Origin of the sequence: Steroidobacter sp., assembly GCF_016790065.1 — a bacterium.
Classification (GTDB): domain Bacteria; phylum Pseudomonadota; class Gammaproteobacteria; order Steroidobacterales; family Steroidobacteraceae; genus Steroidobacter.
Map to the genome: position 1 here is coordinate 19,328 of NZ_JAEUPY010000624.1, position 12,412 is coordinate 31,739.

Consider the following 12,412-nt stretch of genomic DNA (forward strand, 5'->3'; position numbering starts at 1 on the left):
TACAGCGAGTCGTCCTCAGGGTCGATCCCGGAGCTCGCTACAGGATTGGATGAACGCTCCGCCAGCAATGCTCGTAAGTGCGCTCGAAACTCAAGGTGAGTTCGAGCGCATCGTCACCTTCAAGCTGCCGTCTTGCTGTTCGTCGACAGTTACCGGCAGCGCGACTGGCAAGGCGCGCAACCAGGCATCGCTGTTGTCGAGATTGATGGTGCCAGTGAAGCGCAGATCGCCAGCGCTGGTGTCGGCGACGACGCGACGGCCGGTGTAGCGATCCAGATCGGAGAGCACGTCACGCAACGGCTCATTGCGATACTGCCGCGAGCCTTCGAGCCAAGTAGTAGCGATAGTTGCGTCAGTCGCGGGCAGGGCGGCGAGATGCCCATCGGCTACATACGACACGGCTTCACCCGCCTGCAGTGTCGCCCCCGATGCTCCCGATGGCGTGTCGGCCGAGGTGACTTGGATCTTGCCTTCGGTCACCGCAACGACGACGCGACTATCGGTCACGCGTACATTGAACGCGGTGCCGACGGCTCGAACCGTCGTGTTGCCGGCACGCACGGTGAACGGACGCGATGGATCCTTCGCTACTTGAAAGAATGCTTCGCCACGAGCCAGCGTCAACGTGCGTCGCTCCGGAGACAAGCGCACATCCAGCGCCGAGTCCGCATCCAACACGACGGTCGAGCCCTCGGGCAGACGAACCTCTCGGCGCTGACCGGCCGCGGTCTGGTAGGCACTGATGCCATGTTGTGCCTGATAGTTCGCATGCAACGTCCAGGCAGCCCAGCCCAACGCGACGCAGGCTACGACGCTGGCAGCCATCGCCCAGACGCGTCGTGATCGCGACGACGTCACAGCGGTATTACCAAGCGCACGGTCGCGTTGCCATTCCGCAATCGATTTGGTGCCGTCGTAGTCATCGAGCGCCAGCGCTTGCGCATCGGGCAACGGCGGCACCACCGGAAGGCGCAAACGCATAACGGCTTCCTCGATGGCCTCATAAGCGGCGCGATGCTCCGGGGAGACGGACAACCAGCGCTGCCATTCGATGAAGGTGTTCACGTCGGCGGAATTTTCCTGCAAACGCAGCTGCCATTGCGCAGCCTGGTCTCGGAGCGTGAGGTCGCTCATTCGGATTCTCCTGTCCTCAGTCGCTCGGCGCAGAACGTGAGAGCGCGGGTCACGTAGTTCCGCACCATGCGCTCGGTCAAGTTCATCTGACGCGCGATGTCCTGCAATTCATGGCCATAAAAGCGATGCATGATGAAGGCGTAGCGGCACTTGGCGGGCAGCTCCTCGATGACTTGCAGGACGCGGTCGATTTCCTGCCGAGCGGCCACGCCGTTTTCCGGTGGCGGCGAGCTGGGAGCTTCTTCAAAGAAGTCCAGACCATCGAGACGGCCGCGTCGGGCGCTGCTCTTCAAACGGTCGGCGGCAAGGTTCGCTGCGGTTTTGAACAGAAACGCCTGCAGATAACTGACCCCGTCTGGACGGTCCAGCTGCAGCATGCGGACGTAGGCCTCCTGCGCGACTTCTTCCGCTTCCTGAGGGGAGCGCAGTCGACACACTAGGAAGCGCATCAGCGCTCGATTATGTGCGGCAAACAGCTCGGCGAGCCGGCCTCGATACTGACCGGCGCCGCTGGCTTGTTCGTCATCGCCCGCCGGGGCGCTCTTCATCATGACTTCCGTCGACAGTGACTCTGGAAGGTAAGACGACCGAGGCCGGAAATCTGGAAATGCACCGGGGGCAGCGGTTTCACGAAGTGGCCGGTCGGTCGTCTCAATAGCAACCGGGCCACGTTCCGGACATTCTAGGGGACAACGGTAGTGAGTATGCACAGAGACCTTCGCGCACGCATCCGCCTGGCTTGCACAGCCCTGGTCGCCAGCACCTACGCATTCGGTGCCTTGGCCGCCAATGCAGTGGATCTGCAAGCCCGGCATCGTTTCGAAATCCCGGCACAGTCGCTGGATACGGCGCTGCTGGCCTTTTCCAGCCAGACCAAGGTGCAGCTATTGATGTGGGCCGGTATGAAAGCCGAGCTGCGTTCCGCCGGCGTGCACGGCGAGTTGCCGGCATCCGAAGCGCTGGCGGCGCTGCTGGCAAACACCGGCCTGGCGTTTCGTCAGATCGATGCGCAAACCGTCGCTATCGTCGAACGTGACAAGGCGGCTGCCACCCAGAGCAATGCCAACCTGATTCTGGCGCAGGCCCCAGCCGATGCCGCGTCAGCTGCCAGCGGCGCGTTGCAGACGCCTGAAGCACTCGGGCTGGAAGAAATCATCGTCACCGCGCAGAAGCGCGAAGAGAGCCTCGAAAAAGTCCCGACGTCGATCACGGTGTTCACGCGGGCGCAGATCGACAAGTCCGCCATCGTGAAGTTGGAGGACTACGCCAATTTCACGCCGGGCTTGAATGCCGAACTGGGTGGCGATGAACGCTCTTATAACGTGACCATCCGCGGCATCGGGCGGTTGGGCGGCCAGGCCAGCAACTTCGGCTTGTATCTGGATGAATTCGAACTGACCGGCGCCAGCTCAGGCAACGTCAGCGCCGATCTGGCTGATGTCGAACGCATCGAAGTGTTGCGAGGTCCGCAAGGTACGGCGTTTGGACGCAACGTGATTGCCGGCGCCATCAACATCACCAGCATTGCTCCGAGCCATGACGGGGTGTTCGGTTCAGCGGAAGCGGAGGGCGGCTCGCACGGTAGTCGCGCCATCCGCGGTGCTGTGAACGTGCCGTTGATCGATGACATCGCAGCCGTGCGCTTGAGTGCTTCGTATCGCGGTATGGACGGCTATCTGAAGAATGTCGGCCCGACCGGACAGTCCAACGACTACGAACGCACGGGATTTCGGGCCGCTCTGAGACTCACGCCAGTGGCAGACCTGACCATCGATGGCGCAGTGTCGTTACAGAAATACGAGCAGGGCTTTCCCAACACCGTAACCGACGGTCATCTAATCGGCGAGATGGCACTGTTTCAGCAATTGATCGACGCAGGGTTGGGCGCGCTGCCACCGGGCTCATTGCCGGCGGGCTACCCGCGCTACTACCCGGACCAGAACAAATACATTTCCAGCGATACCCGCAGCTTTCTGAATTCGGAAACCACGCTCGCGACGCTGCGTGCGCAGTACGACTTCGATAGCTTCTCGCTGGTGTCCGTGTCGGGCTACGTGCACAGCAGCTCCGACGCACAGACCGACTACGACTATTCCGAATACAACTTGTTCTACAACGTCTCGCCATATGTGCGCGACAATTTCTGGAGCACGGAGCTGCGAGCCCAATCGAATGGCACGGGACCGTTCGGCTGGATCTTCGGTGCGTACTACTCAGCGGCGGACAGCGACGGGCGCGGTAACACCTACTTCGGCTCGGATGCGGAGCTGATCACCACCGTCGGTGGGTCGCCGCTGTTCCCCAACAACATGCTGTTGTTCGGCGAGCACATTCTCAAGGACACCACCAGCAAAGCCCTGTTCACTGAGCTGAGCTATCGGCTCACCGACCGATTCAAAGTCATCGGCGGCCTGCGCTACAACGACGATCGCATCGAGCAGAGTCAGGTCGGCAGTTTCAATTTGCTGAGCGGCGGGCCGCTGGCGGATGAAACACGCGCCGGCGAGTCGAGCAAGGTCACCGGGCGCTTGAGCCTGCAGTACGAAGTGGGTGCGTCCACCAATCTATACACCACGTTTGCTCGCGGCTATCGAGCAGGCGGCATTCAATTGCTGACGCCGTTCAAGCCCACCTTCGGCCCGGAACAGGCCGATAACTACGAACTGGGTATGAAAGCGTTTTTCTTCGACCGCCGGCTGGCTTTGAACATTGCCGCGTTCTACACCGATTGGAGCGACGTGCAGATCTCGACCTACGACTTCTCCTCAGGCCGCAACTTCACCGACAACGTCGGCCGCGCCAATGTGTATGGATCGGAGTTGGAGTTGCGCGCGTTGCCGCTAACCGGCCTGGAGATCACCGCGGGTGTCAGCGTGCTCAACACCGAAGTGCGCGACTTCATCAATGGCAACGGCATCAGTCTGGCCGGCCAGCGCCTGCCAAACACGCCGAACTTCACGGGCACCCTGGTCGTGGACTACGAACGTCCGCTGTCCGGGGACTTGCGTGGCTTCGTACGAACGTCGTATCTGCACATGAGCAATCGGCTGGAAAGCCTGGACGATCCGAATCAGCTGGAATATCTGCCGTCCTACGACGTGGTCGACCTGCGCTTGGGTGTGCGGAGCGACCGTTGGATGGCCGAGGTGTTCGGCGAGAACGTGTTCGACGAAGTCTATTCCGGCGGCGTGCTGCTGAGTGGTTTCTCACTGACCGGTTCGGCGGTGAACTCGCCGCGCCCCTTGGTCGGTCTGCGCGTCAGCATGGAATTCTGAGCCGTGGGTTCACTCATCGGGGGAATGCTGCGACGACTGTGCGTCGTCGCGGCCGGGTCGCTGGCGTTGTTGACGAACGTCAGTGCTGACAACCAGCAACGCAGCTCGGAGATTCTTTGGGATAGTTGGGGTGTGCCGCATTTGTATGCGAACACTCAAGAAGACGCGTTCTATCTGATGGGATGGGCGCAGGCTCGCGCACATGCCAATACGCTAGCTGTGTCGCTCGGGCAGGTTCGTGGGCGGGCTGCAGAGCATTGGGGCAGTAAATACGCCAGTAGCGACGCCATGGTTCATAACCTCGGTGTGCTCGAACGCAGCGCTCAATGGTTCGAGCAGGAGCGCGGGCCTTATCGCGAGCGGATCGCAGCGTTCGCGCGTGGCATGAACGAATATGTCGCGGCTCATCCCGACGCGCTGGCGGCCGAGAATCGCTGGGTGTTTCCCGTCGAGCCATCGCTCATCGTCGCTCATAACACGCGGCTCATTGCTGGCTTCCTGATGCACGAAGCCGATACCTCTGCCATCGGTGAGTACATTAGTCGGACCAAGCAAGCGCGCGATAACGCACCGCGTGGCTCGAACGGTTTTGCGATTGCGCCAAAGCGTTCCACTAACGGTAACGCCATGCTGGTCATCAATCCGCATCTGAGCTGGGGCGGCGAACTCACCTTCTTTGAGTCGCACATCGTTGCGCCGGGCATCGATGCCTATGGTGCAAGCCTGCTGGGTCAGCCTTTCCTGTCGCTCGGGTTCACGCCCGATCTGGGATGGACCCAGACCGTGAATCCTTATGACGGCGTAGATACCTACGAGCTGACGCTACAAGGCGAGGGCTATCTGTTCGATGGCAAAGTACGTTCATTCGAGCGGCTAGCCGATGTCACGCTCAAAGTCCGTGGCGCAGACGGCAAGGTGACCGAGCAAGTTCTCGAACGTCGACGCTCGGTGCACGGGCCGGTCATCTATTACGATGCCGCCGCCGGCAAGGCCTTGGCGGTGCGAATCAGCGGACGCGAAGGGGAGCGCATCGTCGAGCGCTTCTGGTCGTTGCTCCAAGCGCGCACCATGCAACAGTTCGAGGCAGTGAATCAGCGCTTGCCGCTGTCCTTCTTCAATACGGTCTACGCCGACCGCGGCGGGCACATTCTGTTCCAGTACAACGCCGATCTTCCTGACCGTCGCGTCGGCGATCGACAGACCTGGCGGGGCATCGTGCCTGGCGATCGTTCTGAATACCTGTGGAGCAAGACGCTGCCAATCACGCAGATGCCGCGCCTTGCCGATCCAACTACAGGTTTCTTACAGAACTCCAACGATCCGCCGTGGTCGTCGACCTTCCCGTGGGAACTGGATCCGGCGCGTTACTCGAAGTTCTTGCCTGCGCCTGCGATGGATTTTCGCGCGCAGTCGATTACCAAGAACCTGCTCGCTACACCGAAGCTGTCGTTCGAGGAACTGGTCCGTCAACGCAATGCCAATCGGGTCGAGATGGCGGATCGCTTCCTGCCCGATCTGTTCGCGGCGGTAGCGACTACGGACGACGGCACTGCACGTGAAGCCGCGACAGTGCTTCAAGCCTGGAATCGTCACGTCGATCCCGACAGCCGAGGCGCTGTGTTGTTTCTGCAGTGGGTAGATGCCATGGGCGGGCCGAGCGGTGATTGGTTTGCGGAACCGTGGAATGAGAAGGCCCCGCTCACGACGCCGCGCGGCCTGAAGTCGCCGGCAAACGCCGTGCAGACGCTCGTTAAAGCTGCCGAAGAAGTTCGCGAGCGCTACGGCGCGCTCGATGTTCCTTTCGGTGACGTGTATCGCATGCGGGTGGGTGACAAGGACGTGCCTTCGCGAGTTGCCAGCGTGTTCTATGGCACGGCTGCGGACGGAGGCTTTCGTCGCGCGGAGGATGGTAAGTACGCGATCAGCAGCGGCGACACCTTCATTGCCGTAGTGGAATTCTCCAAGCCGACGCGTGCCGAAGGCATCCTTCCTTACGGCAACTCCAGCCAGCCAGGCTCGCCGCATGTAGGTGATCAGCTCGAACTGTTCTCGCAGGGCAAGCTGCGGCCGCTGTGGCGTGACCGGCGCGACGTCGAAGAGCATACGAAGCTACGCGAGCGCTTCTAGAATGAAGCGCTATTTCCTGACGAGCAGCTTCGTGCTGCTCTCGATGCTATTCGTGGGCGCTGTGTTTGCAGCTGGCGATGAGTTGCCGCTATTGCCCGAATCAACGCAGCGTTTGCAGTTCACGGCCGAGGAGGGAACCTGGCTGTCGCTCGACATCTCACCGGATGGGCGAACGCTGGTGTTCGATCTGCTCGGCGACTTGTACACGCTGCCTGTTACTGGTGGCGAAGCCAAACGACTCACCAGCGGTAGCGCGTTCGATGCACAGCCACGCTACTCGCCTGATGGCCGCTCCATAGCCTTCATCAGCGACCGCAGTGGCGGCGACAACGTCTGGATCATCGCTGCTGATGGCAGCCATGCACGAGCGGTCACCGCCGAGCACGACCAGATTTTCATTTCACCCGAATGGACTCCGGACGGTGGATCGCTGGTTGTTTCCCGCAGTACCGGCGCGAACGTGAACATCTATGGTCGCGATGTCGACCTGATGCTCTATCCGTCGACGGGCAGTGGCGCTGGCCAAGCGCTGACTGGAACCGACAACGATGCGCGGCAGAGCATGCTTGGTGCCGCATTCGGAGCCGATGCTCGGTACGTATTTGCGTCCCGGGGCGTGCCGCGTGAATACGGCAGCTGGCAGATCGTGCGATTGGATCGCATCACGGGACGCATCGATCCGTGGATTCGCCGACTCGGCGGCAGCTTGCGTCCCACGCTCAGCCCCGACGGCCGTTATCTCACCTATGTCACTCGCTATGCCGAGCGCACCGCCGTTAATCTGGTGGAACTCGCGTCTGGCGAAGAACGAACACTGCTGACAGACATCGATCGCGACGAGCAAGAAGGCTGGGCTCCGATGCGCGATCTGGCCAGCGGCGCGGCGTTTACGCCGGATAGCTCGGCGTTGATTGTCTCCTTTCAAGGCAAGATCTGGCGGGTCGCGATCGCCTCCGGTGCCAAAACACAGATTCCGTTCAAGGCAGCCGTGGACGTCGGCGTCACTCCGCAGTCCAAGCACGAGTACTCGATTGCCGATGACGCGGTAACGGCTAGACGCATCGAGCAGCCCAGCTATTCGCCTGATGGACGCGCCGTGGCGTTTTCAGCGCTCGGCAGAATTTGGATCCAACAGAATGCTGACGGCCAATCGGCGCCTAGGCGGTTGAGTGCTGAGCATGACAATGCATTCTTCCCAGCGTGGTCGCCCGACGGCCGCTACATCGCGTACGTGACTTGGGACGATCGAGACGGCGGCGCGATCTGGCGCATGCGCGTCGACGTCGAAGGACGGCCGCAGCGACTGACATCCGCTCCAGGTCTCTACGAGGGCATCGAGTACAGCCCCGATGGTCGTCGCATCGTCGCGATTCGCAGCCCACAACAACTGCGCATGGGCTTGTTGTCCGAGCCGGAGCCGTTGCTTCGTGGCGAACTGGTGTGGCTGCCGGCGGCAGGCGGTGCGATCAAACCGATCACTGCGGTTCGCGACGCACCGGTCGGGCAGCTGCGTAGCATCCGCGCAGGCATGCCCCATTTCGCGACAGATCCGGAGCGGATTTTCTTCAAAGATCCTGTCGACGGGCTGGTCAGCGTGCGATGGGATGGCAGCGATCGGCGCGTCGAGCTGCGAGTGGTCGGGTGGGACGGCATGAAACTCATGCGTGTTCTGGCCGACGAAATCCTCATGTCTCCGGACGGAACACGCGCGCTGGCCTTGCTCAACAATCAGGCTTGGTCCATCCAGTTGAAAGCTCAGCGGGACGCGCGCCAAGACATCGTCCTGCCGGATCAAGCGACGGCCACATCTGCAGTTCGCCTTTCGAGCGTCGGTGCTGACTTCATCGCATGGAGCCGCGACTCGGGCGCTCGTTGGTCGCTAGGGAGTTCATTGTTTGCGCAGTCGCAGGTACCGTCACGCCGAGATTTGTTCGTGCGGATGAAGCGCAACGTGAGTTCCAGCTCAGTCGTGCTGAGCGGCGGGCGAGCTATCACGATGCGTGGCAACGAGGTGATCGAGGACGCAGACATCGTCGTCACTGGCAACCGGATCGTAGCGGTCGTTCCTCGCGGCACGGTGGCGATCCCCCAAGGTGCGCGCGTCATCGATGTGAGCGGCAAGACCATCCTGCCTGGATTCGTCGATATCCATTCCCATGTGTGGCCAGCGTGGGGAGTTCATCGAAAGCAAGTGTGGCAATACCTCGCTCATCTGGCGTTTGGAGTCACATCTATCCGTGACCCGCAGACGGAAACGCTCGACGTACTGACTTACAGTGATCGAGTTGCGCTAGGAGACATTCTCGGCCCGCGCGTGTTCTCAACGGGTCGCGGCGTGTACACGGCAGAGGATATTCGCAGTCCCGCCGATGCCCGCAATGTCGCCGAGCGCTATGGACAGTTCTTCCGTACCCAAACGCTGAAGAGTTATCGAGTCGGCGATCGTCAAGCGCGGCAGCGATTGCTCCAAGCGGCGAATGCAGAAGGACTCACGGTAACCGCCGAGGGTAACGGCGATTTCAAGATGAACCTGACGCTCGCCATGGATGGCTTCGCTGGCGTGGAGCATTCATTCGCGCCGACTCAGCTCTATGACGATGTGATCAAGCTGTTCGCGGCCAGCGGCATCACCTACACGCCGACTATTCTGGAAGGCGTGCCGCGCTTGGAAGGCGAGCATCTGTTCTATCGCGAACACGATGTCTACAACGACGCAAAGTTACGTCGCTTCCTGCCTGAAGCGGAGCTGGCGCGCAAAGCGTTGAGACCCTGGATGACGTTGGCACATCCCAATCAGTTCGCGACGACAGCCGTTGCTGAGCAAGCCGGAAAGATTCTGGCAGCAGGTGGACGCGTCGGTCTCGGCTCGCATGGGGCGCTGGCAGGTCTGGGGACGCACTGGGAGCTATGGCTACTAGGCCGCGGCATGTCGGCTCACGATGCCTTGCGACTCGCGACGCTGTCCAATGCGCAGGCCATCGGTCACGGTCGCAACTTCGGTTCGATTGAGCCAGGCAAGCTCGCGGATCTGCAAGTGCTCGAGCACAACCCGCTCGAAGATCTGCGCCATTCCACGTCGATTCGCTATGTGATGAGCGATGGTCGCCTGTTCGACGCCGCCACGCTCGATCAACTGTTCCCGCACTTCTCACCTCTGTCCTCGAGAACGCTCCATGCCGTCGACTCAGACTCTGCCGCTGGCCTTTGATGTTCCGGAGTTTCGCGCACGACTCGCCGCTGTGCAGGCACGCATGGCGAGAGCGAAAGTGGAGGCGCTGTTCGTCATCAGCGAATCCAACATCAGCTATCTCACCGGCTACCAGGGCAACTCGGCCTACATACCGCAGGGCATGCTGGTCACACTGCAAAACCCGGAACCCATCTTGATACTCCGCCAAATGGACGTGTGGTGTGCCACCGCGACGACCTGGCTCTCGTCTGCAAACATCGTGGCCTACGGCGAGCGGGTGCTCGGGCTCAGCTTGCTACCCGTGTGGCAAGAGATCGGGCGATTGATTCGCGCACGCACTGGGACCAAACATATCGCCGTCGAGCGCAACGGTCCGGGGCTAGGCGTCGATGCGCATGCAGCGCTGGTCGACGGACTCGGTGATGTTGCTCTCAGCAATGCAGACGGTTGGTTCAGCGAGATTCGGGCCGTAAAGTCGGCTGTTGAACTCAAGCGCATGACCGAGGCCGCGCGAATCGGTGAGCAGGCTTTGCTGGCTGGCATCGAGCGAATCGCGGTTGGTACGTCAGAAAGCGAAGTAGGCGCGACCATCGTCGGCAAGCTCTGCAGCGGCTTACCGGGCACCGCAGGCAGCGCGCCGATTGCAGCGGTGACCATGCCGGTCACGCCATTCGCCAATGCGCCGCATCTCAACTGGTCGGATCGCGTTTACGCTCGGGGTTCGCAGACTAACTTCGAACTCGGCGCGTTCCGATACCGCTACTGTGCGGCTGTATCGCGCACGGTGTATTTGGGTTCGCCGCCGCCGAGATTGCGAGAGATCGACGCTGTCGTGCGTGACGCATTCGAAGCTACCTTGCCGGCAGTGCGAACTGGAGCGCGTTGCTGCGACGTCTACGATACCTTCTGGAAGCACTTCGATGGCCGCGGTGTACGCAAGGAGTCTCGCATCGGCTATGGCATCGGTATCGACTGGACCGAGGGCAGTTACAGTTTGCAGCGAGAGGACCAACGCGAGCTGCGCGCTGACTCCACGTTGCATTTGATTCTCGGCATCTGGGAACCCGAAGAAGGTTATGTGTTCAGCGAGACGCTGCGTGTGACCGATAGCGGAGCGCAGTCGTTTTGCAGTCTGCCGCGCCAGCTCTACGTCATCGACTAGTCTGCATGCAACGGCCAGCAGCCACCTGGTTCGGTCATCCGCGGGGCATGTTCCTCGTGGCGTTGACCGAATTCTGGGAGCGATTCAGTTACTGGGGACTCGCCGCCGTTCTGGTGCTGTTCCTCACTGCCGATGCGCAATCCGGCGGCTGGCACTGGTCGGACGCGGACGCACTCCGCTTGTACGGCACCTATGCCGGTCTCGGTTTCATCCTGCCTGCGCTAGGTGCGTGGCTAGTGAACACCGTGATGAGCGAGCGACGCGCGGTGCTGTGGGGCGGCCTCATCATCATGAGCGGACACCTGTTGTTGGCCACGTCGCCGTTGTTACAGGTGTCGGTACGGACGACGGCATTCATGAGCGGGTTGCTGCTGATTCTCAGCGGTACGGCGTTGTTGAAGCCGAGCATCTCGTCGTTGGTAGCGCGGCTGTATCCAGAGGGTGGGGCGCGCCTCGACGAAGGCTTCAGTTACTTCTTCGTCGCCATTTACATCGGTGCGTTGCTCGGCGGAGTGACGGTCGGCTATCTAGGCGAGCGGGTGGGGTGGCATCAAGCATTCAGTGCTGCCGCGCTCGGCATGTTGCTCGGCCTGGCCGCTTACCTGGCACGCCAGCGCGAATGGCTGCAGGACATCGGCACCACGATATCTCGGCCGGCACAGACTCAAGCGGCACCGTTGAACGCCAGCGAGCGGCAACGACTCCGGGTCATCGGGATCTTGGGACTGTTCACCGCGCTGTATTCAGTCGGGTACTACCAGATGCTTGGCTTGCTGAACCTGTACGCGCACAAGCACGTGGATCGCACGCTCGCCGGGTTCCAGATCCCAACTACCTGGCTGCAAACCACCAGTGTGTGGGCATTTCTGTTGTTCGCACCGGTGCTGTCGCTGTTGTGGCGACGGCTCGAGGCGACCGGCCGCAATCCCAGCGCCTGCTACAAACTGGCGCTGGGCATGTTGGCACTGACGGTGGGGTATCTGACGCTGGCGGCGATCGAGCATTTCGCGGCCGATGCCTCACCGGCCTGGCCGTGGGTGATCGTGGCCTACTTGTTTTTCGGCTTGGGCGACGCGTTGGTTTGGGCACCGCAGATTGCGTTGACCAGCAAGCTGGCGCCGGCGCGCTACTCGGTCCTGCTGATCGGCGGTTGGTACATCTTCATGGGCATCGGAGCATGGCTGGCCGGCTATGTGGGCATGTGGGTGCAAGGAATCGCATTCACCACAGTCTTTGGCAGCTTCAGTGCGGCTTGCCTGACGGTCGCGTTGGTCATCGCCACGCTGACACCGACCCTGCGCCGTTGGATGCACGGCGCGGAACAAGATCGCTGACGGCGGCTAATGCCTGACCGGCGCTGACCGGTCATATCCTTTAAAATGGCGGCATGAGTGCCGTCGCCTTCGACTCCAAGCTGTTCCTGGCCAATGTCAGCCAGCGTCCGGGCGTCTATCGCATGATCGGCGCCGACGGCGAAGTGCTGTACGTCGGCAAAGCGCGCAATCTGAAGAATCGGCTGACCAC

8 protein-coding genes are annotated in these 12,412 nt (G+C 61.3%); 6 read left to right on the forward strand and 2 right to left on the reverse strand.

Features of this window, described 5'->3' with window-relative positions:
- Positions 1 to 90: 90 nt before the first annotated feature.
- A complete protein-coding gene (locus JNL55_RS25690) occupies positions 91 to 1,134 on the reverse strand; it encodes a FecR family protein (RefSeq protein WP_293861106.1) in 1,044 nt (347 codons plus the stop codon).
- Positions 1,131 to 1,682, reverse strand: coding sequence for an RNA polymerase sigma factor (locus JNL55_RS25695; protein WP_293861109.1), 552 nt, complete (start codon positions 1,680 to 1,682; stop codon positions 1,131 to 1,133). Before JNL55_RS25695 ends, JNL55_RS25690 begins: the two co-directional genes overlap by 4 nt.
- 156 nt (positions 1,683 to 1,838) lie before the next feature.
- Between JNL55_RS25695 and JNL55_RS25700 the strand changes: the two genes are divergently transcribed.
- The 6 genes from JNL55_RS25700 to JNL55_RS37520 all read left to right on the forward strand — a co-directional run.
- On the forward strand, positions 1,839 to 4,409 hold the full coding sequence (locus JNL55_RS25700; RefSeq protein ID WP_293861124.1) for a TonB-dependent receptor: 2,571 nt from the start codon (positions 1,839 to 1,841) through the stop codon (positions 4,407 to 4,409).
- 3 nt (positions 4,410 to 4,412) lie between these two features.
- Entirely contained in the window at positions 4,413 to 6,536 is a 2,124-nt protein-coding gene (locus JNL55_RS25705; RefSeq protein WP_293861112.1) for a penicillin acylase family protein, read from the forward strand.
- A 1-nt stretch (position 6,537) separates the two neighbouring features.
- Positions 6,538 to 9,744, forward strand: a complete 3,207-nt coding sequence (locus JNL55_RS25710; RefSeq protein WP_293861115.1) for an amidohydrolase family protein — start codon at positions 6,538 to 6,540, stop codon at positions 9,742 to 9,744.
- Positions 9,710 to 10,888: a M24 family metallopeptidase gene (locus JNL55_RS25715; protein ID WP_293861118.1), complete on the forward strand. Its 1,179-nt coding sequence runs from the start codon at positions 9,710 to 9,712 to the stop codon at positions 10,886 to 10,888. Before JNL55_RS25710 ends, JNL55_RS25715 begins: the two co-directional genes overlap by 35 nt.
- Before the next feature lie 5 nt (positions 10,889 to 10,893).
- Positions 10,894 to 12,222: a peptide MFS transporter gene (locus JNL55_RS25720; RefSeq protein WP_293861121.1), complete on the forward strand. Its 1,329-nt coding sequence runs from the start codon at positions 10,894 to 10,896 to the stop codon at positions 12,220 to 12,222.
- 53 nt (positions 12,223 to 12,275) lie between these two features.
- Positions 12,276 to 12,412 (forward strand): GIY-YIG nuclease family protein (locus tag JNL55_RS37520; RefSeq protein ID WP_415923168.1); only part of this gene is annotated, 137 nt, incomplete at its 3' end.

What these genes read in the sequence shown, in the direction of transcription:
- JNL55_RS25690 (WP_293861106.1), bottom strand. Translation starts at nt 1,134, where the DNA reads ATGAGCGACCTCACGCTCCGAGACCAGGCTGCGCAATGGCAGCTGCGT.
- JNL55_RS25695 (WP_293861109.1), bottom strand. Translation starts at nt 1,682, where the DNA reads ATGAAGAGCGCCCCGGCGGGCGATGACGAACAAGCCAGCGGCGCCGGT.
- JNL55_RS25700 (WP_293861124.1), top strand. Translation starts at nt 1,839, where the DNA reads ATGCACAGAGACCTTCGCGCACGCATCCGCCTGGCTTGCACAGCCCTG.
- JNL55_RS25710 (WP_293861115.1), top strand. Translation starts at nt 6,538, where the DNA reads ATGAAGCGCTATTTCCTGACGAGCAGCTTCGTGCTGCTCTCGATGCTA.
- JNL55_RS25715 (WP_293861118.1), top strand. Translation starts at nt 9,710, where the DNA reads ATGCCGTCGACTCAGACTCTGCCGCTGGCCTTTGATGTTCCGGAGTTT.
- JNL55_RS25720 (WP_293861121.1), top strand. Translation starts at nt 10,894, where the DNA reads ATGCAACGGCCAGCAGCCACCTGGTTCGGTCATCCGCGGGGCATGTTC.